The 24,387-nt window shown below is 65.1% G+C and carries 22 protein-coding genes; 13 read left to right on the top strand and 9 right to left on the bottom strand.

Annotation, left to right across the window (positions count from 1 at the left end; translation table 11 throughout):
* Positions 1-27: 27 nt before the first annotated feature.
* Positions 28-1,257: a multidrug efflux RND transporter periplasmic adaptor subunit MexE gene (gene mexE, locus HU825_RS15070; RefSeq protein ID WP_077683372.1), complete on the bottom strand. Its 1,230-nt coding sequence runs from the start codon at positions 1,255-1,257 to the stop codon at positions 28-30.
* A 294-nt stretch (positions 1,258-1,551) separates the two neighbouring features.
* Entirely contained in the window at positions 1,552-2,469 is a 918-nt protein-coding gene (locus HU825_RS15065) for a LysR substrate-binding domain-containing protein (protein ID WP_054093025.1), read from the bottom strand.
* Between the two features lie 247 nt (positions 2,470-2,716).
* Between HU825_RS15065 and HU825_RS15060 the strand changes: the two genes are divergently transcribed.
* From HU825_RS15060 to ligD, 4 genes are all read left to right on the top strand, one after another.
* Positions 2,717-3,730, top strand: coding sequence for a zinc-dependent alcohol dehydrogenase family protein (locus HU825_RS15060; RefSeq protein ID WP_234302378.1), 1,014 nt, complete (start codon positions 2,717-2,719; stop codon positions 3,728-3,730).
* An 87-nt stretch (positions 3,731-3,817) separates the two neighbouring features.
* Positions 3,818-4,672: an SDR family oxidoreductase gene (locus HU825_RS15055; protein WP_234302377.1), complete on the top strand. Its 855-nt coding sequence runs from the start codon at positions 3,818-3,820 to the stop codon at positions 4,670-4,672.
* Positions 4,673-4,696: 24 nt separating this feature from the next.
* A complete protein-coding gene (locus HU825_RS15050; protein WP_234302376.1) occupies positions 4,697-5,662 on the top strand; it encodes a non-homologous end joining protein Ku in 966 nt (321 codons plus the stop codon).
* Positions 5,659-6,588, top strand: coding sequence for a non-homologous end-joining DNA ligase (ligD, locus tag HU825_RS15045; protein WP_234302375.1), 930 nt, complete (start codon positions 5,659-5,661; stop codon positions 6,586-6,588). The genes HU825_RS15050 and ligD overlap by 4 nt, the downstream gene beginning before the upstream one ends.
* Before the next feature lie 45 nt (positions 6,589-6,633).
* Here ligD and HU825_RS15040 read toward each other — a convergent pair whose 3' ends face one another.
* Complete coding sequence (locus HU825_RS15040) at positions 6,634-6,798, bottom strand: hypothetical protein (protein ID WP_003291248.1); 165 nt, start codon at positions 6,796-6,798, stop codon at positions 6,634-6,636.
* Positions 6,799-7,081: 283 nt separating this feature from the next.
* On the opposite strand from HU825_RS15040, the gene HU825_RS15035 reads away from it, so the two are divergent.
* The 3 genes from HU825_RS15035 to glgB all read left to right on the top strand — a co-directional run bounded on the left by HU825_RS15035 (position 7,082) and on the right by glgB (position 14,740).
* On the top strand, positions 7,082-9,085 hold the full coding sequence (locus HU825_RS15035) for an alpha-1,4-glucan--maltose-1-phosphate maltosyltransferase (RefSeq protein ID WP_234302374.1): 2,004 nt from the start codon (positions 7,082-7,084) through the stop codon (positions 9,083-9,085).
* A gap of 127 nt (positions 9,086-9,212) precedes the next feature.
* Complete coding sequence (gene treS, locus HU825_RS15030; RefSeq protein WP_234302373.1) at positions 9,213-12,533, top strand: maltose alpha-D-glucosyltransferase; 3,321 nt, start codon at positions 9,213-9,215, stop codon at positions 12,531-12,533.
* Complete coding sequence (glgB, locus tag HU825_RS15025) at positions 12,530-14,740, top strand: 1,4-alpha-glucan branching protein GlgB (protein WP_138299928.1); 2,211 nt, start codon at positions 12,530-12,532, stop codon at positions 14,738-14,740. The genes treS and glgB overlap by 4 nt, the downstream gene beginning before the upstream one ends.
* 6 nt (positions 14,741-14,746) lie before the next feature.
* Here glgB and HU825_RS15020 read toward each other — a convergent pair whose 3' ends face one another.
* The 6 genes from HU825_RS15020 to pqqA (HU825_RS18915) form a co-directional block, all read right to left on the bottom strand.
* Entirely contained in the window at positions 14,747-15,595 is an 849-nt protein-coding gene (locus HU825_RS15020; RefSeq protein WP_234302372.1) for a dihydroorotate dehydrogenase, read from the bottom strand.
* The gene (gene serC, locus HU825_RS15015) at positions 15,588-16,688 is read right to left on the bottom strand and encodes a 3-phosphoserine/phosphohydroxythreonine transaminase (RefSeq protein ID WP_234302371.1); all 1,101 of its coding nucleotides are present in this window, start codon (positions 16,686-16,688) and stop codon (positions 15,588-15,590) included. Before serC ends, HU825_RS15020 begins: the two co-directional genes overlap by 8 nt.
* Positions 16,669-17,172: a urate hydroxylase PuuD gene (locus HU825_RS15010; protein WP_054093018.1), complete on the bottom strand. Its 504-nt coding sequence runs from the start codon at positions 17,170-17,172 to the stop codon at positions 16,669-16,671. Before HU825_RS15010 ends, serC begins: the two co-directional genes overlap by 20 nt.
* 85 nt (positions 17,173-17,257) lie before the next feature.
* Positions 17,258-18,403: a pyrroloquinoline quinone biosynthesis protein PqqE gene (gene pqqE, locus HU825_RS15005; RefSeq protein WP_043295531.1), complete on the bottom strand. Its 1,146-nt coding sequence runs from the start codon at positions 18,401-18,403 to the stop codon at positions 17,258-17,260.
* The gene (pqqD, locus tag HU825_RS15000) at positions 18,372-18,665 is read right to left on the bottom strand and encodes a pyrroloquinoline quinone biosynthesis peptide chaperone PqqD (RefSeq protein WP_008567781.1); all 294 of its coding nucleotides are present in this window, start codon (positions 18,663-18,665) and stop codon (positions 18,372-18,374) included. The genes pqqE (HU825_RS15005) and pqqD (HU825_RS15000) overlap by 32 nt, the downstream gene beginning before the upstream one ends.
* Positions 18,666-18,714: 49 nt before the next feature.
* On the bottom strand, positions 18,715-18,789 hold the full coding sequence (pqqA, locus tag HU825_RS18915; RefSeq protein ID WP_003296405.1) for a pyrroloquinoline quinone precursor peptide PqqA: 75 nt from the start codon (positions 18,787-18,789) through the stop codon (positions 18,715-18,717).
* Between the two features lie 417 nt (positions 18,790-19,206).
* Between pqqA (HU825_RS18915) and exaC the strand changes: the two genes are divergently transcribed.
* The 6 genes from exaC (at position 19,207) to pqqE (HU825_RS14970) (ending at position 24,384) form a co-directional block, all read left to right on the top strand.
* Positions 19,207-20,727: an acetaldehyde dehydrogenase ExaC gene (gene exaC, locus HU825_RS14995; RefSeq protein ID WP_043296601.1), complete on the top strand. Its 1,521-nt coding sequence runs from the start codon at positions 19,207-19,209 to the stop codon at positions 20,725-20,727.
* A 303-nt stretch (positions 20,728-21,030) separates the two neighbouring features.
* Complete coding sequence (gene pqqA, locus HU825_RS14990; RefSeq protein ID WP_003291121.1) at positions 21,031-21,102, top strand: pyrroloquinoline quinone precursor peptide PqqA; 72 nt, start codon at positions 21,031-21,033, stop codon at positions 21,100-21,102.
* A gap of 48 nt (positions 21,103-21,150) precedes the next feature.
* Complete coding sequence (gene pqqB, locus HU825_RS14985) at positions 21,151-22,062, top strand: pyrroloquinoline quinone biosynthesis protein PqqB (protein ID WP_043295529.1); 912 nt, start codon at positions 21,151-21,153, stop codon at positions 22,060-22,062.
* A 58-nt stretch (positions 22,063-22,120) separates the two neighbouring features.
* Positions 22,121-22,873: a pyrroloquinoline-quinone synthase PqqC gene (gene pqqC, locus HU825_RS14980; RefSeq protein ID WP_003291119.1), complete on the top strand. Its 753-nt coding sequence runs from the start codon at positions 22,121-22,123 to the stop codon at positions 22,871-22,873.
* Positions 22,874-22,979: 106 nt separating this feature from the next.
* Positions 22,980-23,258, top strand: a complete 279-nt coding sequence (gene pqqD, locus HU825_RS14975) for a pyrroloquinoline quinone biosynthesis peptide chaperone PqqD (protein ID WP_003291117.1) — start codon at positions 22,980-22,982, stop codon at positions 23,256-23,258.
* The gene (gene pqqE, locus HU825_RS14970; RefSeq protein WP_043295527.1) at positions 23,230-24,384 is read left to right on the top strand and encodes a pyrroloquinoline quinone biosynthesis protein PqqE; all 1,155 of its coding nucleotides are present in this window, start codon (positions 23,230-23,232) and stop codon (positions 24,382-24,384) included. Before pqqD (HU825_RS14975) ends, pqqE (HU825_RS14970) begins: the two co-directional genes overlap by 29 nt.
* The last annotated feature ends 3 nt before the right edge of the window (positions 24,385-24,387 follow it).

The following is a 24,387-nucleotide window of genomic DNA, read 5'->3' as shown; positions in this document are numbered from 1 at the left end:
GGATTCAGGTCAGCGGTTGGTTGGTTTTCAGCTGCTCGGACGACGCGCCAGGCTGCGTTCGACCACTTGCGGCTTCATCGCCTCGCTGATCGCGCGGCTCTGTTGCTTCAGTGCGGCGAGGGTCTCGGCATCCGCCATCGGCACCGTCTCCGGCTTCACGGCGCTGCCCGGGCGTACCCGCTGCAGGCCGTTGACGACGATGGTTTCGTCCTTCGCCAGCCCGGCGCGCACGATGCGCAGACCTTCGAGCTTCGGTCCCAGCTCGACGGGGCGGTAATCGACCGTGCCGTCCTGCTTGAGCACCAGCACGAACTTTTTGCCCAGGTCGGTCCCGACTGCCACGTCCTTGATCAGTACGGCGTCGTAGGTGGCGCTGCCGACCAGCTTGAGGCGGGCATAGAGACCGGGGGTGAAGCGGCCGTCGCGGTTGTCGAACACCGCGCGGCCGCGGATGGTGCCGGTACGCGGGTCGACCTGGTTGTCGATGAAGTCCATGCGGCCCAGGTGCGGATGGCCATCCTCGTCGGACAGGCCGAGATACACCGGCGTTGCCTCGCCGCGCTCGCCCTCGCGGGCCAGCTCGCGGTACTTCAGATAGGTGCGCTCGTCCGCCTCGAAGTAGGCATACACCTTGTCGGTCGAGACCAACGTGGTCAGCAACGCCTCGCCGGCGTTGACCAGATTGCCGGAGGTGATCAGCGCGCGGCCGACGCGGCCGTCGATGGGGGCGGTGACCCGGGTAAAGGACAGGTCCAGCTGGGCCTTGTCCAGCTGCGCCTGGATCGCTGCGACCGCCGACTTCGCTTCGCTGGCGGCGCTGACACGGGCGTCGGCGAGTTCCGCGGAAATCGCATTCTTCTGCCGCAGACGCTGGCCGCGTTCGGCTTCGGTGGCAGTGCGTTGCTGGGTGGCGCGGGCCTGCTGTAGCTGCGCCTGCAGGCGCTTGACCTCAGCCTGGAACGGGCGCGGGTCGATCTGGAACAGCAGGTCGCCTTTCTTCACCAGCGCGCCTTCCTCGAAGGCCACCTTGTCGATGAAGCCGGAAACGCGCGGGCGGATGTCCACCGATTCCGGCGCTTCCAGGCGGCCGGTGACTTCGTCCCATTCGGTCACCGGTTGTTCGATGACTTCGGCCACGCTGACCGAAGGCGGCGGCATGCCCGACTGGGTGGCCTCCGGGGTCTTGCCGCAGGCGGCGCTGACCAGCACCACCAGAGCCAGAAGGGGAAAACGCAAGGCGTAGAGCGAACGGTCCATGCTTGACTCCGCAAGTCGGGTTTTATCGATGGCGGGAGTCTGCGCGGTCAGCGCTGTTGGCAGAAATCGAACGAGCCGAAGGTGAATATCATTGGCGGTGATGGTTGCGCATCGATGATCAGTAGCAGTCGATAACGGTAGGGTGGAAAACGACCGCTAGGTCTTTTCCACCGATGCGCGGCGTCGATCGGCAGCGTCAGCTGGCGGTCAGGGCACTGGGCAGTGAAGTCGAGAAAGGCGTGACGGCGTGCTGGGGCGGCGAGACGCGTGGAAAAGGCTGCGCCGTTTTCCACCCTACAGGCTGTCGGGGTCGCCGATGAACATCTGGATGCGCGAACGCAGCCAGCGCTCGGCGGGGTCGTTGTCCTGAGCGCCGCGCCAGGCCATCGAGAGTTCGAAATCCTGGCTGGTCTCGAACGGCAGCACCTCGGCGCGCAGGCCTCCGTGGGCCACCAGCGCGGCGGCAGCGTAGTCGGGCACGGTGGCGATGATGTCGGTGCCGGCGAGCAGCGCGGACAGCCCGTTGAACTGCGGCACTGCAAGCACGACCCGGCGCTTGCAGCCGTGCCGGGCCAGCTCCTCGTCGATATAACCGGTCAAGTCGCCGGCGAAGGAGACCATCGCATGCGGGCGTGCGCAGTAGTCGTCGAAGCTGAGCGGGCCGGGAATGCTGTCGGCACGCAGCAGCATCGGCCGCGGCCGGCGCAAGACCTTGCGCTTGGCGTTGGCCGGCAGCTCCTCGGTGTAGCAGACGCCCACGGAGATCTCGCCGGAGGCCAGCAGCCCGGGCATCAGCAGGTAGTTGGCGCGGCGCACCACCAGCACCACGCCGGGCGCCTCGGCGCGCAGGCGGCGCAACAGCGGCGGCAGCAGGGCGAACTCCACTTCATCGGTCAGGCCGATGCGAAACACTTGGCTGCTGGTGGCCGGGTCGAAGGACGAGGCACGGCTGACCGCTGTGGAGATCGAGTCCAGCGCCGGCGACAGCAGCCGGGCGATCTCCTGGGCGCGGGCGGTGGGTTCCATGCTGCGCCCGGTGCGCACGAACAGTGGATCGTCGAACAGCGTGCGCAGGCGCGCCAGCGCGGCACTGATGGCCGGCTGGCCGAGGAAGAGCTTTTCCGCCGCGCGCGTGACGCTGCGCTCGTGCATCAGCGTTTCGAAGACGATCAGCAGGTTCAGATCCACGCGGCGCAAGTCGTTGCGGTTCATGCTTGTTCTTCTGGTGAAGTCCGGCGGAAGCGGGCCGGGCTGCATTCTAGACAGATCGGCGGTGCATCGGCATAGCGCTTTCGCGCTTTGTAACTGCCGTACCGACGAGCCGCGTGCGTCGATACATGCACGCCCGCATCATTTACACGCATGGCGATTATCGACCGGAATGCAGGGGCGCCGTCTGGAGTTGTCCCGGTAGGGACGATAGAGTCCATCCTGCACAAGCAGTAAGCGAGGGGTCGCGATGTCCCGCATCATCCGTTTCCACCAGTTCGGCACGGCGGACGTTCTACGTCTGGAAGAACGCGACACGCCCGTGCCGGGGCCGGGCGAAGTGTTGCTCGATGTCCGCGCCATCGGCGTGAGCTGGAACGATGTGCTCTGGCGTCAGGACCTGGCGCCGCGTCACGCACGCCTGCCGGCCGGGCTGGGCAGCGAGGTGGCCGGCGAGGTGATTGCGGTCGGCGCCGATGTGCAGGGCTTCGCCGTCGGCGACCGGGTGGCGGGTTTTCCCGCGCACGATCTCAACCAGTATCCGTTGTATGCCGAGCAGGTGCTGCTGCCGCAGCAGTCGCTGGTGCACTACCCGGACATGCTCGACGCCAGCGAGGCGGCGATTCATTACGTACCGATGTTGATCAGCTATTTCGCGCTGATCGATCTGGCGCAGCTGGAGCCCGGTCAGTACGTACTGATCACCCAGGCCAACCACTGCACCGGGCCGGCTGCCGTGCAGCTGGGCAAGGCGCTGGGCGCGCGGGTGATCGCCACCTGCGACACCGCCGAGGACCGCGACTACCTGCGCGAGCTGGGCGCCGAGACGGTCATCGTCACCGAAGAGGAAGACCTCGTCGGGCGTCTGCAGAAGATCACCGACGGCCGCGGCGTCGAGGTGGTGCTCGACGCTTGCGGCGGCTCGCAGATGAAACTGCTCGGCGATGTGATCGCCCCGCTGGGCAAACTGATTCTCTACGGCATGAACGGCGGTAACGAGACGGCGTTCCCTGCCTGCGCGGCGTTCAAGAAGAACTTCAAGTTCTTCCTGCACTGCCTGTGCGATTTCACCGGCCAGCCGGAGCTGGGCATCGAGCAGAAGCGCGAAGCCGTCGAGCGCGCGCTGCAGCACATCAACCAGCTGACCGCCGACGGGCTGATCACGCCGCAGCTCGACCGACAGTTTCGCTTCGAGCAGGTCGTCGAGGCCCACCGCTACGTGGAGAGCGGCGTGCCGCGCGGCCGCGTCGTGCTGACGCTGTAACAGGCCCTCTCATCGCGGCGTAGAAACTTTTCCACTGCACGCCAAGTCCTCCGAAGACAGGTTACTCACCTTGACGGAGGATTTTTCATGGCCGACAACCAGACTTTGCCGCCGCAGCAGCAACCCGAACCCGGCAAGGAAGGGCTGATGCATCCGAGCCCGGAATACCGTGGCGAGGACTACAAGGCCGCCGGCAAGCTCGCTGGCAAGGTGGCGATCATCACCGGCGGCGACAGTGGCATCGGCCGCTCGGTGGCGGTGCTGTTCGCCCGCGAGGGCGCGGATGTGGCGATTCTCTACCTCGATCAGCATCAGGACGCCGAAGAAACCCGCCGCGTGATCGAACGCTACGGCCGCCGCTGCCTGACCTTTGCCGGCGACGTCGCCGAGAAGGATGTCTGTCGCCGGGTGGTCGACGAGACACTGGCGCAGCTGGGCCGGCTCGACATTCTGGTCAACAACGCCGCCGAGCAGCACCCACAGGAACGCTTCGAGGACGTCAGCCAGCAACAGTGGGAAAAGACCTTCCGCACCAACGTGTTCGGCATGTTCCAGATGACCCAGGCCGCGCTGCCACTCCTGCGCGAAGGTGCCGCGATCATCAATACCACCTCGGTGACGGCCTACAAGGGCAACCCGATGCTGATCGACTATTCCTCCACCAAGGGTGCCATCGTCGGTTTCACCCGGGCGCTGGCCATGCACCTGGCCGAGCGCGGTATCCGTGTCAACGGCGTGGCACCGGGGCCGATCTGGACGCCGTTGATTCCGTCGACGTTCGATGCGGACAAGGTTGCCGAATTCGGCAGCAACGTGCCGATGAAGCGCCCCGGCCAGCCGGAGGAAGTCGCGCCGGCCTATGTTTACTTGGCCAGCAGCGACTCGTCCTACGTCAGCGGGCAGGTGCTGCACGTCAACGGCGGCACGGTGGTCAACGGCTGACCGTTCAAACTCGGGAGAAACGCCATGCCTCGCACGATCTGGAAAGGTGCCGTCAGTTTCGGTCTGGTGCACATCCCGGTGGCACTGGTGCCGGCCACCACGCGCACCGGCATCGATTTCGACTGGCTGGACAAGCGCAGCATGGACCGCGTCGGCTACAAGCGCATCAACAAGACCACCGGCGAGGACATCGACAGCGATGACATCGTCAAAGGCATCGAGTACGAGAAAGGCCACTACATCGTGCTCAGCGACGACGAGATCAAGGCCGCACACCCCAAGGCGACGCAGACGGTGGACATCGTCGCCTTCGTCGACGCCAAGGACATTTCCTTTCTCTACATCGACACGCCGTATTACCTGACGCCCGACCGGCGCGGCGAGAAGGTCTACGCGCTGCTGCGCGAGACGCTGATCCAGACCGGCAAGGTCGGCATTGCCAACGTGGTGCTGCGCAACAAGCAGCACCTGGCGGTGGTGATGCCGCTGGGCAAGGCGCTGGTGATGAATACGCTGCGTTGGGCCGACGAGGTGCGTGGCGTGGAATATCTGGAACTGAAGGACGAAGCGCTCGATCCCGAGTTGGCCGAGCGCGAACTGGAGATGGCCAAACGGCTGGTCGAGGACATGAGCGAGCAGTGGAAGCCCGAACAGTACAAGGACACCTTCCAGAACCAGATCATGGATCTGGTGGAGAAGAAGGCCCGCGAAGGCAAGCTCGAAGCCGTCGGCGGGCCGGAGGAGGCCGTGGACCGGCGTGGGGCGGACGTCATCGACCTCACCGAACTGCTCAAGCGCAGCCTGGCTGCCAAACCGGGCAAGGCACGCGCAGCAGCGGATGACGCCGAGGACGGTGCTGGCGAAGGTGAGAAGCCGTCCGCCAAGGCCAAGCCGTCGAGCAAGGCCAAGCCGAAGAGCACCACCTCCCGCGCGAGCAAATCCGCTGCAAGCGAGCCGCGCAAAACCACACCCCGCAAGAAGGCCGGATGACGGCCGGCATGCGCGCGCCGCGCAAGAGTACGGGCCGCCCGCAGGTCGGCGGCGTGGGCATCAGCAGTGCGCAGCGGGTCATCGATGCCGCCAGTGGCGTCAGCAAGCGCGAGCTGGCCGAGTATTACCTCGGCGTTGCCGAATGGCTGCTGCCGCAGCTCAGGGGGCGGCCGCTGTCGTTGGTGCGTGCGCCGGAGGGCCTTGCCGGAGAAACCTTCTTCCAGCGCCACTGCGGGCGGCTGAAGATGCCGCACATGCGCCTGCTCGACCGCGCGCTCGATCCTGAGCATGCGCGGCTGATGCAGGCCGACAGCATCACGGCGGTGGTCGAAGCGGTGCAGATGGGCAGCATCGAATTCCACACCTGGAACGCCCGCAGCGACCGCATCGAACGACCCGATCGGGTGATTTTCGATCTCGACCCCGATCCGGCGTTGCCTTGGTCGAGCATGGTCGAAGCAACCGAACTGACGCTGCAGCTGCTCGACACGCTCTGCCTGCGGGCGTTCATCAAGACCAGCGGCGGGCGCGGCATGCACGTGGTGGTGCCGATCGACCGCCGGCATGACTGGGAGCGGGTGCGGCAGTTCGCCCGCGCGGTCAGTGAGCGTCTGGCGCACGAGGCGCCGACGCTGATCGTCGACAAGATGGGACCACAGAACCGCGTCGGTCGAATCTTCGTCGATTACCTGCGTAACCAGAAGGGCGCCAGCACCGTGGCCGCCTATTCAGCGCGGGCGCGGCCGGGGCTCGCGGTTTCGGTACCGTTGCAGCGCGCCGAGCTGGCGCTTATCGATGACGCGAATCAGTGGCACATCCGCAATCTCGCCGAGCGCCTGGCGACACTCGCCGACGATCCCTGGGCGGATTACCGCTCGACCCGCCAGAACCTCGCGGCCGCGCTTGGGCAGCTGCCCGGCGTCTAGCAGGCGGCTGCCGCACCCCGCTCGCGACGGCCGCAAGCACGAGACCTAACTGGGCTGCTGGTCGTCCGGGTCGGCGACGGTCTGGCCGCCATAGGGCGAGCCCGGCTTGTTCTCGTCCAGCTCGTCGGGGCAGGGCACCTGCGGGACATCGCCGGGCTTGTCGTGGACTACCGGATCGGGTTGCGGAATATCGGGGCGTGCGTGGGTCATGGAAGTCCTCCTGGCGGATGGCTGCTGAACGAGCATAGCCATAGCGATGGAGGTGGCGGGCATCCGGTGGTTCCAGCCGGTCATCGCCAGGCAGGGGATGCGCGACGGGCGGGCGCTGCCGTTGGTAGCGCAGGGCCGCGCGGCCTGAACTTTTCCGCCCGGCCTCGGCTCGGAAGAAGGGAGTCCGCGTCATGCGGACGGTCCTTTGCGGCCACCCGTGCAGCCGACTGCCTTGCGCCTGTCGGCTGTCGCGTGCCGCAACGCAACGCACAGGAGCCCGCCGATGACCGATGCACACGCCCTTCACCCGCGCCTCGAAGAAGCCCTGCAGATGGGGCGTATCGCCATCGAATCCACCGAGCCGGTGGTGGAGAACGGCCGGTTCGCGGCCAAGGCGATCATCGGCCAGCCGGTGACGGTGACCAGCCGCATCTTCGCCGATGGCCACGACCAGCTGGCCGCCTCGGTGTGCTGGCGGGCACGTGGCGAGGAGAGCTGGCGGCGGGCGCGCCTGAAGCTGCTGGGTAACGATCATTGGTCCGGTCAGTTCACGGCGACCCAGGTGGCGGCGCACGAATTTCGCATCGAAGCCTGGTGGGATGTGTTCGAGAGCTATCGCTACGAACTGTCGAAGAAACACGCGGCCGGCGTGCCGATCGGCGTGGAGCTGGAAGAAGGGCGGTTGCACCTGCAGCGTGCGGCCGAGCGTGCGCAGGGCGAAACCCGCGCGATGCTCGACGACCTGCTGCATCGTCTGCAGATGGCTCATCTGGAGGACGAGCGGGTTTCGCTGTTGCTCGCGCAGGAGACGGCCGCGGTCATGGCCGATGCCGACCCGCGCGAGCATTGCAGCCACAGCCCGATCTTTGCGCTGGAGGTGGAGCGTACGCGCGCGCAGTTCGCCAGCTGGTACGAGCTGTTCCCGCGTTCGGAAACCGACGACCCCAACCGCCACGGCACCCTGCGCGATGTGATCAAGCGCCTGCCGGCGATCCGCGACATGGGGTTCGACGTGCTGTATTTCCCGCCGATCCACCCCATCGGCCGCTCCTTCCGCAAAGGACCGAACAACAGCCTGGAGGCCGGCCCGAACGATCCCGGCAGCCCCTACGCCATCGGCAGCGAGGACGGGGGCCACGATGCCATCCACCCGCAGCTCGGCACCCACGAGGACTTCCGCGCGCTGGTCGCCGCGGCGGCCGAGCACGGCCTGGAGATCGCGCTGGACTTCGCCATCCAGTGTTCCCAGGACCACCCCTGGCTCAAGGAGCATCCCGGCTGGTTCTCCTGGCGCCCGGACGGCACCATCAAGTACGCCGAGAACCCGCCCAAGAAGTACCAGGACATCGTCAACGTCGATTTCTATGCCGAAGACGCCATGCCCGGTCTCTGGATCGCCCTGCGCGACGTGGTCTGGCACTGGGTGGAGCAGGGCGTGAAGATTTTTCGCGTGGACAACCCGCACACCAAGCCGCTGCCGTTCTGGGAATGGCTGATCGCCGATATCCGCGAGCGCGACGCGGACGTGATGTTCCTCTCCGAGGCGTTCACCCGTCCGGCGATGATGGCGCGCCTGGGCAAGGTCGGCTTCAGCCAGAGTTACACCTATTTCACCTGGCGCAACAGCAAGGCGGAGCTTTCCGAGTACTTTAGCGAACTCAACGAAGCGCCGCTGCGCGACTGCTACCGGCCGAACTTCTTCGTCAACACGCCGGACATCAATCCGTTCTTCCTGCAGGACTCCGGCCGCGCCGGTTTTCTCATCCGCGCGGCACTGGCGACCATGGGCTCCGGACTGTGGGGCATGTATTCCGGCTTCGAGCTGTGCGAGGCGGCGGCGATCCCCGGCAAGGAGGAATACCTGGATTCGGAGAAGTACCAGATCCGTCCGCGCGACTACCACGCACCCGGCAACATCGTCGCCGAGATCGCCCAGCTCAACCGCATCCGCCGGCAGAACCCGGCGCTGCAGACGCACCTGGGCTTCCAGCCCTACCTGGCGTGGAACGACAACATCTTCTACTTCGGCAAACGCACCGAGGACCGCAGCAATTTCATCCTGGTCGCCATCAGTCTCGACCCGCATCACCCGCAGGAAGCGCACTTCGAGCTGCCGTTATGGGAGCTGGGCCTGCGCGACGATGCCCATACCCAGGGTGAGGACCTGATGAACGGCCACCGCTGGACCTGGTACGGCAAGACCCAGTGGATGCGTATCGATCCGGCACATCTGCCGTTCGGGATCTGGCGGTTGACCGCCGCGCCCGTCGATCCGGACCTCAAGTGACGACTCAAGAGAGCTCATCAAGTGCTTTAGAAACAGACACATATCGATCAAATCGAATGTCGCTTCGAGCGACTGACGCCCGCGCGGCAACATTGCCCGGGGCACAGCGGTACGAGGACCGAAAGACATGGCCAAAGCCCGCAAACCCGCCGCCTTTATCAAGGACCCGCTCTGGTACAAGGACGCGGTGGTCTATCAGGTGCACCTGAAGTCGTTCTTCGACTCCAACAACGATGGCGTCGGCGACTTCGCCGGGCTGATCGAGAAGCTCGACTACATCGCCGATCTGGGCGTCAACACCATCTGGCTGCTGCCGTTCTACCCCTCGCCGCGGCGCGACGACGGCTATGACATCGCCGAATACCGCGGCGTGCATCCGGACTACGGCGACATGGCCGACGCTCGCCGCTTCATCGCCGAGGCCCACAAGCGCGGGCTGCGGGTGATCACCGAGCTGGTCATCAACCACACCTCGGACCAGCACCCGTGGTTCCAGCGGGCGCGCAAGGCGAAGAAGGGCTCGGCGGCGCGCAATTTCTACGTGTGGTCCGACACCGACGACAAATACCAGGGCACGCGGATCATCTTCCTCGATACCGAGAAGTCCAACTGGACCTGGGACCCGGTCGCCCAGCAGTACTACTGGCACCGCTTCTATTCGCACCAGCCGGACCTGAACTTCGACAACCCGCAGGTGATGAAGGCGGTCATCGGCGTGATGCGCTACTGGCTGGACATGGGCATCGACGGTCTGCGGCTGGATGCCATTCCCTATCTGGTCGAGCGCGACGGCACCAATAACGAGAACCTGCCGGAGACCCATGCGGTACTCAAGGCGATTCGCGCGGAGATCGACGCCAACTACCCCGACCGCATGCTGCTGGCCGAAGCCAATCAGTGGCCGGAAGACACCCAGTTGTACTTCGGCGGCGAGAACGGTGGTCCCGGCGACGAGTGCCACATGGCCTTTCACTTCCCACTGATGCCACGCATGTACATGGCCATCGCCCAGGAGGATCGCTTCCCGATCACCGACATCCTGCGCCAGACGCCGGATATTCCGGACAACTGCCAGTGGGCGATCTTCCTGCGCAACCACGACGAGCTGACGCTGGAGATGGTGACCGACCGCGAGCGCGACTACCTGTGGAACTACTACGCCTCGGACACTCGCGCACGTATCAACCTGGGCATCCGTCGCCGGCTGGCGCCGTTGCTGGAGCGCGACCGGCGGCGCATCGAGCTGCTCAACAGCCTGTTGCTGTCGATGCCGGGTACGCCGGTGATCTATTACGGCGACGAGATCGGCATGGGCGACAACATCTTCCTCGGCGACCGCGACGGCGTCCGCACGCCGATGCAGTGGTCCGTGGACCGCAACGGCGGCTTCTCCCGCGCCGATCAGCCCAGGCTGGTACTGCCGCCGATCATGGACCCGCTCTACGGCTACTACACCATCAACGTCGAGGCGCAGCAGCGCGATCCGCACTCGCTGCTCAACTGGACTCGGCGCATGCTCGCCATCCGCAAGCAGTTCAAGGCCTTCGGCCGCGGCACGCTGAAGATGCTGGCGCCGAGCAACCGGCGCATCCTCGCCTATCTACGCGAGTTCCCCGGGCCGGACGGGCAGACCGAGCAGATATTCTGCGTTGCCAATCTGTCGCGCTCGGCGCAGGCGGCGGAACTGGAGATGTCGCAGTACGCCGGCATGGTGCCGGTGGAGATGCTTGGCGGCAGCGCCTTCCCGCCCATCGGCCAGTTGCCGTACCTGCTGACGCTGCCGCCCTACGGCTTCTACTGGTTCCAGCTGGCGGCCACGCATCAGATGCCGAGTTGGCACCAGGCGCCGGTGGACGTCATGCCCGACTTCCAGACCCTGGTGTTCCAGCGCCTGGACACGCTCAGCGGCAGTAACAGACGCATCCTCGAGAACGAATCGCTGCGAACTTACCTGCCCAAACGGCGCTGGTTCGCCAGCAAGGATGCGGCCATAGACTCGATCCAGATCTGCTACGCGGTGCCGTTCGGCGACGCGCAGCATCCGCTGCTGCTGAGCGAAATCGCCGTGCAGAGCGCCGGCCGCAGCGAGCGCTACCAGCTGCCGCTGGGCTATCTCGCCGAAGCGGATTTCGGTACCGCGCTACCGCAGCAACTGGCGATTGCGCGTGCGCGGCGCGGACCGCAGGTCGGCCTGCTGACCGACGCCTTTACCCTCGAACCCTTCGTGCACGGTGTCATCCAGAGCCTGCGCGAAGGCCGTGTGCTGGCCTGCGGCGACGGGGAAATTCGCTTCGAGGCCATGCCGCAATTGGCGCACGTCAGCGTCCCGGCCGATGCCGAGGTGCGCTACCTGTCCAGCGAGCAGTCCAACAGCTCGGCGATCATCGGCAACGCCATGATGCTCAAGCTGTTGCGCCGGGTTTCCCCGGGCGTCCACCCGGAGCTAGAGATGGGGCGCTTCCTTACCGCGCAGGGTTTCACCCACATCTCGGCGATGCTCGGACAGGTCAACCGCGTCGATGCACGTGGCGAGCTGCATGCGCTGATCGTCGTGCAGCGTTATCTGGACAACCAGGGCGATGCTTGGGAATGGACGATCAACACCCTCGACCGTGCGGTGCGCGATCAGCTGGGCGGCGGTGTTTCCGAGCACGAGAACCAGTTCAGCGCGCTCGGCGAGCTGGAGGCCTTCAACCGCCTGCTTGGCCGGCGCCTGGGCGAAATGCACCGAGTGCTCGCCAGTGACACCGACAACCCCGATTTCGCCCGCGAAAGCACCGTCGAACGCCACGTGCAGGAAACGACCGAGGCCGTGACCGCGCAGCTGGAGCGCGCGCTGAGTCTGCTAGGCGAGCATCGCGCTACCCTGGAGCGCAAGGATGCCGCGCTGGTCGAGCAGCTGCTGACGCAGCGCGAGCAGCTGATCGCACAAGTGCAATCTCTGGCTGCTAGAACGCTGGGTGGCCTGCGCACCCGCGTACACGGTGACCTGCATCTGGGACAGATTCTGGTGGCACATGGCGATGCCTATTTCATCGACTTCGAGGGCGAACCGGCGCGGCCGCTGGAGCAGCGACGCGCCAAGCTCAGCCCATTCAAGGATGTCGCCGGCGTGCTGCGCTCGTTTGACTACGCCGCCGCGATGACCATTCGCAACGCTCAGGTCAGCGACAGCTCCGCCGAGGCCGACCTGGCCCGCCGCACGATTGCCGAAAACTACCGGCAGAGCGCGCACCGAGTGTTTCTTGACGCCTATCAACAGGCAACCGCCGACCTGCCGCACGCCTGGCGCGAGGCTGATGGCGCCGCCGCCCTGGCATTGTTCAGCCTGGACAAGACGGCCTATGAAGTGGCCTACGAAGCAGAGAATCGCCCGGCCTGGCTGCCCGTCCCGTTGCAGGGGCTGGCCGCGCTGGCCCAACAGCTTTCCAGTGGAGGTTCCCAATGAGTAATCGTCCGGCCGTGGTCATGCCCGGAGAAAACCTGCTGCCCAGCGATGCCGACGTGGATGCGCTGGTGCGTGCCGAACACGGCGATCCGTTCGCAATTCTCGGGCCGCACGCCGACGGCGACGGTCTGGTCATTCGTGCCTATCTGCCGAATGCGCTGGGCGTCGAGGTGCTGGATCGCTCCGGTGCCAACGCGCTGGGCAGCATGGAGCAGGGGCAGGTCCCGGGCTTCTTCGTCACCCGCCTGCTGCATCCGCAGCCATACCTGCTGCGCATCCGCTGGGCTGGCGGCGAGCAGATCACCGAAGACCCGTACAGCTTCGGTCCGCAGCTGGGCGAGATCGACATGCATCTGTTCTCCGAAGGCAACCACCGCGAGATCGGCCGGGTGTTCGGTTCCCAGGTGGTGGAGGTCGATGGCGTAGCTGGCGTGCGCTTTGCGGTATGGGCGCCGAATGCGCGACGCGTCTCGGTGGTGGGCGATTTCAACGGCTGGGACGGGCGCCGTCATCCGATGCGGCTGCGATTCCCTTCGGGGGTGTGGGAGCTGTTCATCCCGCGGCTGCAGCCGGGCGATGCCTACAAGTACGAGATTCTCGGTCCGCAGGGCGTGCTGCCGCTCAAGGCCGACCCGGTGGCGCTGGCCACCGAGCACCCGCCGGGTACCGCTTCGGTGGTCGCGCGGCCACTGGAGTACCAATGGCGCGACGCCGACTGGCTGCAACGGCGAAAGGCGCTGCAGGCCTACGATGCGCCGATGAGCATTTACGAGCTGCATGCCGGCTCGTGGCAGCGCGCGGACGACGACCGCCTGTATGACTGGCACGAGCTGGCCGAGCGACTGATTCCCTACGTGGTCGAGATGGGCTTCACCCATATCGAACTGATGCCGATCATGGAACACCCATTCGGCGGTTCCTGGGGTTACCAGCCGCTGTCGCAATTCGCCCCCAGCGCGCGCTACGGCACGGCGCACGATTTCGCCACCTTCGTCGATGCCTGCCACCAGGCGGGGATCGGTGTGATCCTCGACTGGGTGCCGGCGCATTTCCCGACCGATGCCCACGGTCTGGGCGACTTCGACGGCACCTCGCTGTATGAGTACGACCATCCGTTCGAGGGCTTCCACCAGGACTGGGACACCTACATCTACAACCTCGGCCGCACCGAGGTGCATGGCTTCATGCTGGCCTCGGCGCTGCACTGGCTGCGCGAATTCCACGTCGATGCACTGCGCGTGGATGCGGTCGCCTCGATGCTGTACCGCGACTACTCGCGCAAGGACGGCGAGTGGATTCCCAACCGCCACGGCGGCCGAGAGAACCTGGAGGCGATCGACTTTCTTCGTCACCTGAACGACGTGGTCGCCAGCGAAACGCCCGGTGCACTGGTGATCGCCGAGGAGTCCACCGCCTTCCCGGGCGTCAGCAAGCCGACCAGCGAAGGCGGGCTCGGCTTCTCCTACAAATGGAACATGGGTTGGATGCACGACACGCTCAAATACATCCAGGAAGACCCGGTTCATCGCCGGTACCACCACGACAAGATGACCTTCGGCATGATCTATGCCTACTCCGAGTACTTCGTACTGCCGATCTCCCATGACGAGGTGGTGCACGGCAAGGGCTCGCTGATCGACAAGATGCCGGGGGATCGCTGGCAGAAGTTTGCCAACCTGCGTGCGTACCTGAGCTTCATGTGGACGCATCCGGGCAAGAAGCTGCTGTTCATGGGCAGCGAATTCGGCCAGTGGCGCGAATGGAATCACGACCGCGAGCTGGACTGGTTTCTGCTCGAGGAGCCAGACCACCGGGGCGCGCAGCATCTGGTACGCGATCTGAACCGGCTGTATCGCACGGAACCGGCGCTGCATCAGCTCGACAGCGACCCGCGTGGGTTCCAGTGGCTAATCGGCGATGACCGCGGTAACAGCGTGCTCGCCTGGTTGCGCCGCGATGCCGAGGGCCGTCCGCTGCTGGTGATCGGCAACTTCACCCCGGTGGTGCGCGAGGGCTATCGCGTAGGTGTGCCGCAAGAGGGGCGCTGGCAGGAAATCTTCAATAGCGATGCCCAATGCTATGGCGGCTCCAACGTCGGTAATGGCGGCGGCATTCTTGCCGAAGGCACGCCGGCGCACGGCGAACAGTACTCGCTGCAGCTGACGCTGCCACCGCTCGGCGTGGTCATCCTGCGCCCGCTGGGCTGAGAAGAATCAGCCCAGCAGGCGCTGGGCAATGAACGGCCCCTCGCGCAACAACGCGCTGTACACCTGCACCAGTCGTGCGCCGGCCGCCAGCCGGGCCTGCAGGTGCGCGGCGGTCTGTATCCCGCCGACGGACATCAGTGCGAGCGCGCCGCCGCAGAGTTGGTGCAACTGCTCGATCTCCCGGCAGGCCAGCAATTGCTGGGCATCGTCCTGCCAGCTGCGATAACGCTCGGCCGTGGCTGGTGGGCCGGGGTCGTGGGCGGCAAGCAGACCGTCGAATCCGAGTTCCAGCAACACTTCGGCCAGCGCCATCGGTACCTGGCCGGGCAGGCTGCGTAGCTTCACCGCCAGCGGCACGCGACGGCTGCCACAGCTATTCAATGCATGCGCGCGAGTGCGCAGCGCGCGTAACAGCTTGATCAGCTGCGCACGGCGCTCGTCGACCAGCAGCGGCGCGCTGAGCGGGCTGATGAGGTTCAGCATCAGGTAATCGGTCTGCGCCCAGGCAAGCGTCAGAGCGGCGCACAGCTCTGCCGTCGAGCGGGTTGGGTCAAGACTCAGATTGAGGCCCACCAGGGCGCGTCCGTTAACGTTGGGTGGGCGCATCCCGAACAGCTCGACCGAGGTGCAGCTGCCGACTTCGGTGAAGCCAAAGCCCAGACGGCCGGCGCGCCGACCGAGCCGGCCGCAGCGGTCGAATCCGGCGGCGATGCCCACGGGTGACGGGAAGCGCAAGCCCATGGCATCCACCGCTTGCGCACCACTGCGCATCGCCGGGAGATAGCTGGCGGCGCAGGCCAGCTGCAGTGCCAACCGCTGGCCCAGCCGACGCAGGGTCATGTCGCGCTCAGCCATGTTCACGCTCGAAACGTTGCAGGAAGGTGACCAACCGCTCGACGCCCGCCAGCGGCATGGCGTTGTACAGGCTGGCTCGCAGACTGCCGATGGCCGCGTGGCCGGCCAGATGATGCAGCCCGGCCCGCTCGGCCTCGGCGAGCAGCAGCGGCAGCAATGCCGGCTCACGCAGCTCGAAACAGACGTTCACGGTCGAGCGATCCTCCTTGCGCGGGCGGCAGTGGTACAGCTCACTGCGGTCGAGGCAGGCGTACAGTCGCTGGCTCTTTTCCCGGCAGTTCGCTGCCATTGTGGAGAGACCGCCGTTCGCGGCGATCCAGCGCAGCATCAGCGCGGCGACGTAGAGGGCGAAGGTCGGCGGTGTGTTGAAGCGGCTCTGCTGCTCCGCCTGCACCGCATAGCTGAATGCCGCAGGCAGCCCGGCCGATGGCGGACGCAGCAGGTCGTCGCGGACGATGATCAGGCACAGCCCGGCGACACCGATGTTCTTCTGCGCGCTGGCGTAGATCAGCCCGAAGCGCTCGATGGGAACGGGGCGGGTAAGGAAATCCGAGGTCATGTCCGCCACCAGCGGTACCGACAGTTGCGGGAAGTCGTGCAGCTGCAGGCCGTTGCCGGTTTCGTTGCTGGTGAGGTGGCAGTAGCCGGCGTTGGGGTCGAGCTGCCAGGTCTCGACAGCGGGCAGGGCGGTGAAGCCGTCCGCCGCACCGCTCGCCACCACGTTCACCGGCCCATGCCGGCGTGCCTCGGTGATGGCCTTGCGTGCCCAGTGGCCGCTTTCCAGGTAGTCGGCTCGCTGTCCGGGTCGCAGCAGATTGAGCGGCAGCAGGCCGAACTGCGCCGAGGCGCCGCCCTGCATGAACAACACACGATAGTTGGCGGGAATCGCCAGCAACGCGCGCAGGACCTGCTCGGTGTCGCTCATCAATCGCTTGTAGGCAGTGCTGGTGAACGGTTGTTCCAGCAGGGAGAAGCCGCTGCCTTGCCAGTCCGGCAGCTCCTCGTGGATCTGGCTCAGCACCTCGCGCGGCAGTTGCGCCGGACCGGCGGCGAAGCTGTAGCGCTCGGCCTGTTCAGAAAAGATGCAGGCCATGACCGCCGGCTGCCATCAGAAATAGCAGGGGAAACGAGAGGATGGTGTTGCTGCGCGAGGACAGGAAGGTAATCCGTGAGCAGCGCACGCGCTCCTCCAGCGTCGCCGGGACGAAGCCGAGCAGTTTCTTCTGATGCGGCCAGAGCACCAGCCAGAGATTCAGCACCATCGCCGTGCCGATCCACGCACCGAGGCCGATGGCTGCCAGCGGTCCTTGCAGTAGCAGCGCGTCGACCAGCCAGCCGCGCTGCCAGAGCATGAACATCCCCGATGCCCAGACGACCAGCGAGGCATAGCGGAAGATGCCGTGCTCGCGCTTCATCCGCGCCTCCAGATCGCGGTTCAGCGTGGCGGTGTCGATGCCGTTCTGTAGCGGCACGAAGCGCGGGTTCTGGATGAAGTTGGCGTAGTTGTGACCGACCCACACCAGCGCGAACAGGAGGTGTGCATAACGGGCCAGCACATCGAAGACGGACAGTTGCATCGCCGCCTCCTAGATCAGCACGCGCAGCAGCAGATAGCAGCCGAGCGTCAGCGCGAGGCCCGCGCTGACGGTGCCGCCGAACGAGTCATGGGGCAATTTCAAGTTCCACCCCCTGGCTGGCCTGCCGGGCGATCAGCGTGCCTTGCGAGCGTGTGGCGTCCTGCGCCAGCGCGACGGCCTGCTGGATCAGTTGATGATGCGGCGACTTGCTGCATGCCGGATCGGTGTTGGCACCGTTGCCGGTGAGCAGCAAGGCCTGGCAACGACAGCCGCCGAAGTCCTTTTCCTTCTCGTCGCAGCTGCGGCACGGCTCGGGCATCCAGGCGTCGCCGCGGTAAAGGTTGAATACCGGCGAGTCGTGCCAGATCTCTTCCAGGCGCTGCTGGCGCACGTTGGGGAAGGTCAGGTTCTTGAAGTTGGTGGCCTGCGAGCAGGGCAGCACATCGCCGTTCGGCGCCACGGTGACGTGGATCGCGCCCCAGCCGTTCATGCAGGCCTTGGGCCTGCCTTCGTAGTAGTCGGGGATGACGAAGAAGATCGTCAGCCGATCGCCGTAACGCTCGCGCGCGCGCTGCACCTGATCCTCGGCGCGTTGCAGCTCGGCGTGGGTTGGCATCAGTGCGTCGCGGTTGAGCAGCGCCCAGTTGTAGTACTGCACGTTGGCCAGCTCGAGATACTCGACGCCCAGCTCGACGGCAAAATCGATGATGTCCGGTATCTGGCTGATGTTCTGCCGGGTGATCGGTACGTTCAGCACCATCGGGAAGTCCAGCGACTTGATCAGCCGCGCCATGCCGAGCTTGCGCTCCCAGGCATCGACGCCGGCCAGCTCGCGCGCCACGTTACGGTCGGTGGACTGGAAGCCCAGCTGGATATGGCGCAGGCCAGCATCCTTCAGGGCGCGCAGGCGCGCTTCGGTCAGACCGATGCCGGAGGTGATCAGGTTGGTGTAGTAGCCCATGCGGTCGGCTTCGGCGACCAGTGTTTCGAGGTCCTTGCGCAAGGTCGGTTCGCCGCCGGAGAAGCCGATCTGCATGGCGCCCATCGCGCGGGCCTGGGCCATCACGTCGATCCATTCGGCGGTGCTCAGCTCATGCGGGCGGTAGTCGGCGAAGTTGCGCGGGTTGCTGCAGAACACGCACTGCAGCGGGCATTGGTAGGTCAGCTCCAGCAGCAGCCAGACCGGATTGCCGCTGCCATCAAGCCTTAGCTCGGATCCAGCCTTTGCCATGGGACACCTCCAGGAAATTCAGTACGCCCTTGCCGATCGCGTCGATATCGGATGCGTGGTAATCGCGGCCCAGCTGCTCGATCAGCTCGGCGACGCTGGTCTTGCCGTCGCAGCGCTTGAGGATGTCGCCGCCGGTGGCGTTGAGCTTGACGATGCCCTCGGGGTAGAGCAGCACGTGGGCCTGCTGTGACTCCTCCCAGCGGAACAGGAACGGTGGGCGAATCTCGTAGCGGGTCGTCGGCAGTATGTTTGTTGTTGTCATGACCATTTCCTCGCAAACCGGGGCGATCGCGATCGCCCCGGCCACAGGCTCAGCGCACGTAGACGTACGCGGTAACTTCGAAGCCCAGACGCAGATCGCAGAAATCGGGATTGATCCACTGCATGGCAAATCTCCTCAGGTTGTTATGGGGACAGGATGTCGCAGCTCGAAATTAGGGTGCTTTGCGGGGGTGACTAATAGGACTTTCGGGTTGGTTTTGCGGGCATTTGGTCGAGCTTTCCTTGCGTTTGGAAAATATTCTCGGTGTGGTGCGGCATCCTTGTTCGTGGTCAATTTCGTGGTCGGGAGGAGGGCTAAAATGCCCGGTTTTTTCGTGCGGTTAGGCGGCTAGTGGCTGCGCCCAAATTAGCGCGACGCCCCGTAAACCGCGTGCTGCAGCATCGTTGGCATCTAATACCAAATGAGGAGGGCTCCGCTGCCATGGGTGCATACCGGGGGCGGGAGGGCACTGCCTAAGATCGGTCCCATGCCCTGAGCCATGTCTGGCGCAGGCTCCACAAGCAGAAGAGAGAGGCCCAACATGATCTACGCCCAACCCGGTACTCCAGGCGCCGTCATTTCCTTCAAGCCGCGCTACGGCAACTACATCGGCGGCGAATTCGTGCCGCCGGTCAAGGGGGAGTATTTCGTCAACACCTCGCCGGTGAACGGTGAAGTGATCGCCGAGTTCCCGCGTTCGGGCGCCGAAGACGTGGAGCGTGCGCTGGACGCTGCCCATGCCGCCGCCGATGCCTGGGGCAAGACCTCGGTGCAGGACCGTGCGCTGATCCTGCTGAAGATCGCCGATCGCATCGAAGCCAACCTGGAAAAGCTCGCCGTCGCCGAAACCTGGGACAACGGCAAGGCCGTGCGCGAAACCCTGAACGCCGACGTGCCGCTGGCGGCCGACCACTTCCGCTACTTCGCCGGCTGCATCCGTGCGCAGGAAGGCAGCGCCGCCGAGATCAACGAGCACACCGCCGCCTACCATTTCCACGAGCCGCTGGGCGTGGTCGGTCAGATCATTCCGTGGAACTTCCCGCTGCTGATGGCCGCCTGGAAACTCGCACCGGCCCTGGCTGCCGGTAACTGCATCGTGCTCAAGCCGGCCGAGCAGACCCCGCTGTCGATCATGGTGTTCATCGAAGTGGTCGGCGATCTGCTGCCGCCGGGCGTGCTGAACATCGTCCAGGGCTTCGGTCGCGAAGCCGGTCAGGCGCTGGCCACCAGCACCCGCATCGCCAAGATCGCCTTCACCGGCTCGACCCCGGTTGGCGCGCACATCATGCGTTGCGCGGCCGAAAACATCATTCCGAGTACCGTCGAGCTGGGCGGCAAGAGCCCGAACATCTTCTTCGAAGACATCATGAATGCCGAGCCGGCGTTCATCGAGAAGGCTGCCGAAGGCCTGGTACTGGCGTTCTTCAACCAGGGCGAGGTGTGCACCTGCCCGTCGCGCGCGGTGATTCAGGAGTCGATCTTCGAGCCCTTCATGGAAGTGGTGATGAAGAAGATCAAGGCGATCAAGCGCGGCAATCCGCTGGATACCGACACCATGGTCGGCGCTCAGGCCTCCGAGCAACAGTTCGACAAGATTCTGTCCTACATGGACATCGCCCAGCAGGAAGGCGCGCAGATCCTCACCGGCGGCGCCGCGGAGAAGCTCGAAGGCGGTCTGGCCAGCGGTTACTACGTGCAGCCGACCCTGATCAAAGGCCACAACAAGATGCGCGTGTTCCAGGAGGAAATCTTCGGGCCGGTGGTGGCCGTCACCACCTTCAAGGACGAAGCCGAAGCACTGGCGATCGCCAACGACACCGAGTTCGGTCTGGGCGCCGGCGTCTGGACCCGCGACATCAACCGCGCCTACCGCATGGGCCGTGGCATCAAGGCCGGTCGCGTGTGGACCAACTGCTACCACCTCTACCCGGCGCATGCCGCGTTCGGTGGCTACAAGAAGTCCGGCGTCGGTCGCGAAACCCACAAGATGATGCTCGACCACTACCAGCAGACCAAGAACCTGCTGGTCAGCTACGACATCAATCCGCTGGGCTTCTTCTGATTGGATGGGCTCCGGCGCAGCGCGCTCCCGCCGCGCCGGTTTCTTTGCTGGCACCTTAGGGTGCAGGGTCTTTCCGGGAGTTTCTCCCTCATGTCACCCGGGTGACTCGTTCGCAACGCGGCTTTTCAGCCGCGTTTTTTTATGCGCGGCAGAAGCAGCGTTCGTCGGCAGGCCGCGTGTTCCGGGGCACTACGAAGGCAGGTTGAAATCTACTTCCAAAGTACCATTCTGCCGGTGGCGGACTGGGTGCTTAATGAGGGTGCCGGGCATTTCCGGCGCCACGTATAAGAAGAGGATCGAGCCATGTGGACCAAACCCGAATACACCGATCTGCGTATTGGTTTTGAAGTGACGATGTATTTCGCCAATCGTTGATCGTTTCCGCCCCGGCTCCGGCCGGGGCTTCGCTTTCAGGGGTAGCCCATGTTCATCCAGGTTCTCGGATCCGCTGCGGGCGGTGGTTTTCCGCAGTGGAACTGCAACTGCGCCAACTGCGCCGGTTTGCGTGCCGGCACGCTGCGGGCCCAGTCGCGCACCCAGTCGTCTATCGCCATCAGCGAGGACGGCGTCGAATGGGTGCTGTGCAACGCCTCGCCGGACATCCGCGCCCAGCTGGAAGGCTTTCCCAAACTGCAGCCCGCGCGCAAGCCGCGTGATACCGCCATCGCCGCAATCGTCCTGCTCGACAGCCAGATCGACCACACCACCGGGCTGCTGACGCTGCGCGAAGGCTGCCCGCACGAGGTCTGGTGTACCGAAATGGTCCACCAGGACCTGACCAGCGGCTTTCCGCTGTTCAACATGCTGGAGCACTGGAATGGCGGACTGAAGTGGAATCGTATCGAACTGCAGGGCAGCTTCGTCATTCCGGCGTGCCCGAACCTGCTGATCACGCCGGTTCCGCTGCGCAGCTCAGCGCCACCGTATTCGCCGCATCGCAACGATCCGCATCCGGGCGACAACATCGGCCTGTTGATCGAGGATCGGCGCAGCGGCGGCACACTGTTCTATGCGCCGGGGCTGGGGCAGATCAGCGATGGGCTGCTGGCAATCATGCGTCGCGCCGACTGCCTGCTGGTGGATGGCACGCTCTGGCGTGACGACGAAATGCGCGTGCGCGAGGTCGGCGATAAGCTCGGAACCGAGATGGGCCACCTGCCACAGAGCGGCCCGGGCGGCATGATAGAGGTGCTCGACGGGTTGCCGGCGGCACGCAAGGTGCTCATCCATATCAACAACACCAACCCGATTCTCGACGAAGACTCCGCCGAGCGGGAAATTCTCGGCGAACACGGCATCGAGGTGGCGTTCGATGGCATGAGCATCGAACTGTAGCCGCGCACGAATCGCGCTCCGAATACCGAACAGAACGATAAGAAAAAGGAATACCGCTATGACCCTGCCAGCCATGAGCCCCGCCGAATTCGAACAGGCGCTGCGCGCCAAGGGCGAGTACTACCACATCCATCATCCGTTCCACCGGGCGATGTATGCCGGCCAGGCCACGCGCGAACAAATTCAGGGCTGGGTCGCCAATCGCTTCTACTATCAGGTCTGCATTCCGGTGAAGGATGCGGCGATCATGGCCAACTGCCCGGACCGCGACACCCGCCGCGAGTGGATTCAGCGCATCATCGACCACGACGGTCGGCCCGGCGAAGAGGGCGGCATCGAGGCCTGGCTACGGCTGGCTGAAGCCGTGGGGCTGGATCGTGAGCAGGTGCTGTCGCAGGAGCTGGTGCTGCCCGGCGTGCGCTTCGCGGTGGATGCTTACGTCAACTTCGCCCGTCGCGCCAGTTGGCAGGAAGCGGCCAGCAGCTCGCTGACCGAACTGTTCGCGCCGACCATCCACCAGTCGCGACTGGATGCTTGGCCGCAGCATTACCCGTGGATCGATGCGTCCGGCTACGACTATTTCCGCAAGCGCCTGAAGGAGGCGCGCCGCGACGTCGAACATGGCCTGCGCATCACCCTGGAACACTACCGCACCCGTGAAGCCCAGGAGCGCATGCTGAACATCCTGCAGTTCAAGCTCGACGTGCTCTGGAGCATGCTGGACGCCATGAGCATGGCCTACGAGCTGGATCGTCCGCCGTACCACACGGTGACCGCCGAGCGAGTCTGGCACAAGGGCATTGCGCTGTAAGTCGCGGATCGGCTGCGTAGGGTGGAAAATGGCCACGGGGCTTTTCCACCGTAGTGAACAGTGGTGGGAAGCACTGTGCGGGCTTCCCACCCTACGGAGAATGACGATGAGCGAAAACATCCTGCTCAAGATTCCGGCCCTGCGCCGCGGCTTTCGCTTTCAGTTCGAGCCGGCGCAACAGTGCCATGTGCTGCTCTATCCCGAGGGCATGATCAAGCTCAACGACAGCGCCAGCGAGATTCTCAAGCGCGTGGACGGCGCGCGCACGGTGGGCGGCATCGTCGCGGACCTGCAGGTGAGTTTTCCGGCGGCGGAAGGTATCGCCGAAGACATCCTGGCGTTCCTGGAGGTGGCCGTTGAACGGTTCTGGATCGAGCTTCGCTAAACCCGGTTTCGAACCCGGCCCGCCGCTCTGGCTGCTGGCCGAGCTGACCTATCGCTGCCCGCTGCAGTGCCCGTATTGCTCCAACCCGCTGGATTTCGCCCGCAGCCACGAGGAGCTGAGCACCGCCGAGTGGATCGAGGTGTTTCGCCAAGCCCGCGAGATGGGCGCCGCACAGCTGGGTTTCTCCGGCGGCGAGCCACTGGTCCGCGAGGATCTGGCCGAACTGATCGGCGCGGCGCGCAAGCTGGGCTACTACACCAACCTGATTACCTCGGGCATCGGCCTGACCGAAGCGAAGATCGCCAGCTTCGCCGAGGCCGGGCTCGATCACATTCAGATCAGCTTTCAGGCCGCCGACGAGGAGGTGAACAACCTGCTGGCCGGCTCGAAGAAGGCCTTCGCCCACAAGCTGGAAATGGCCCGAGCGGTGAAGAAGCATGGCTACCCGATGGTGCTCAACTTCGTCACTCACCGGCACAACATCGACAACATCGACCAGATCATCCGCCTGTGTATCGAACTGGAAGCCGATTTCGTCGAGCTCGCCACCTGCCAGTTTTACGGCTGGGCCGAGCTGAACCGCGCCGGCCTGCTGCCGAGCAAGGAGCAGCTGGTGCGCGCCGAGCGCATCACCAATGAGTGGCGCGACAAGCTGGCCGCGGAGAACCACCCGTGCAAGCTGATCTTCGTCACCCCGGATTACTACGAGGAGCGCCCCAAGGCCTGCATGAACGGCTGGGGCAACCTGTTCCTCGACATCACCCCGGATGGCACCGCGCTGCCTTGTCACAGCGCGCGACAGCTGCCAGTGGAGTTTCCCAACGTGCGCGAGCACAGCGTCGAGTACATCTGGCGCCACTCGTTCGGCTTCAACAAGTTTCGCGGCTACGACTGGATGCCCGAGCCGTGCCGCAGCTGTGACGAGAAGGAAAAGGACTTCGGCGGTTGCCGCTGCCAGGCCTTCATGCTTACCGGCGATGCCGCCAACGCCGACCCGGTGTGCAGCAAGTCGCCACAGCACGGCAAGATTCTCGCCGCGCGTGAGCAGGCCGAACATGCGGCTCTGGGGCTCGACCAGCTGCAGCACCGCAACGAAAAGGCCTCGAAACTGATCTGCAAGATGTAGCGC

Source organism: Pseudomonas phenolilytica, from assembly GCF_021432765.1.
In the GTDB taxonomy this organism is placed as follows: Bacteria; Pseudomonadota; Gammaproteobacteria; order Pseudomonadales; family Pseudomonadaceae; genus Stutzerimonas; species Stutzerimonas phenolilytica.
Note: the sequence above shows the minus strand (reverse complement) of the source record. Positions and strands in the feature narration are given on the sequence as shown.

What these genes read in the sequence shown, in the direction of transcription:
- HU825_RS15055 (WP_234302377.1), top strand. Translation starts at nt 3,818, where the DNA reads ATGGCCGACAACCAGACTTTGCCGCCGCAGCAGCAACCCGAACCCGGC.
- serC (WP_234302371.1), bottom strand. Translation starts at nt 16,688, where the DNA reads ATGGCCTGCATCTTTTCTGAACAGGCCGAGCGCTACAGCTTCGCCGCC.
- HU825_RS15065 (WP_054093025.1), bottom strand. Translation starts at nt 2,469, where the DNA reads ATGAACCGCAACGACTTGCGCCGCGTGGATCTGAACCTGCTGATCGTC.
- HU825_RS15060 (WP_234302378.1), top strand. Translation starts at nt 2,717, where the DNA reads ATGTCCCGCATCATCCGTTTCCACCAGTTCGGCACGGCGGACGTTCTA.
- HU825_RS15010 (WP_054093018.1), bottom strand. Translation starts at nt 17,172, where the DNA reads ATGCAACTGTCCGTCTTCGATGTGCTGGCCCGTTATGCACACCTCCTG.
- mexE (WP_077683372.1), bottom strand. Translation starts at nt 1,257, where the DNA reads ATGGACCGTTCGCTCTACGCCTTGCGTTTTCCCCTTCTGGCTCTGGTG.
- HU825_RS15050 (WP_234302376.1), top strand. Translation starts at nt 4,697, where the DNA reads ATGCCTCGCACGATCTGGAAAGGTGCCGTCAGTTTCGGTCTGGTGCAC.
- HU825_RS15040 (WP_003291248.1), bottom strand. Translation starts at nt 6,798, where the DNA reads ATGACCCACGCACGCCCCGATATTCCGCAACCCGATCCGGTAGTCCAC.
- pqqD (WP_003291117.1), top strand. Translation starts at nt 22,980, where the DNA reads ATGAGCGAAAACATCCTGCTCAAGATTCCGGCCCTGCGCCGCGGCTTT.
- HU825_RS15020 (WP_234302372.1), bottom strand. Translation starts at nt 15,595, where the DNA reads ATGGCTGAGCGCGACATGACCCTGCGTCGGCTGGGCCAGCGGTTGGCA.
- treS (WP_234302373.1), top strand. Translation starts at nt 9,213, where the DNA reads ATGGCCAAAGCCCGCAAACCCGCCGCCTTTATCAAGGACCCGCTCTGG.
- HU825_RS15035 (WP_234302374.1), top strand. Translation starts at nt 7,082, where the DNA reads ATGACCGATGCACACGCCCTTCACCCGCGCCTCGAAGAAGCCCTGCAG.
- pqqB (WP_043295529.1), top strand. Translation starts at nt 21,151, where the DNA reads ATGTTCATCCAGGTTCTCGGATCCGCTGCGGGCGGTGGTTTTCCGCAG.
- exaC (WP_043296601.1), top strand. Translation starts at nt 19,207, where the DNA reads ATGATCTACGCCCAACCCGGTACTCCAGGCGCCGTCATTTCCTTCAAG.
- pqqD (WP_008567781.1), bottom strand. Translation starts at nt 18,665, where the DNA reads ATGACAACAACAAACATACTGCCGACGACCCGCTACGAGATTCGCCCA.
- pqqC (WP_003291119.1), top strand. Translation starts at nt 22,121, where the DNA reads ATGACCCTGCCAGCCATGAGCCCCGCCGAATTCGAACAGGCGCTGCGC.
- ligD (WP_234302375.1), top strand. Translation starts at nt 5,659, where the DNA reads ATGACGGCCGGCATGCGCGCGCCGCGCAAGAGTACGGGCCGCCCGCAG.
- glgB (WP_138299928.1), top strand. Translation starts at nt 12,530, where the DNA reads ATGAGTAATCGTCCGGCCGTGGTCATGCCCGGAGAAAACCTGCTGCCC.
- pqqE (WP_043295531.1), bottom strand. Translation starts at nt 18,403, where the DNA reads ATGGCAAAGGCTGGATCCGAGCTAAGGCTTGATGGCAGCGGCAATCCG.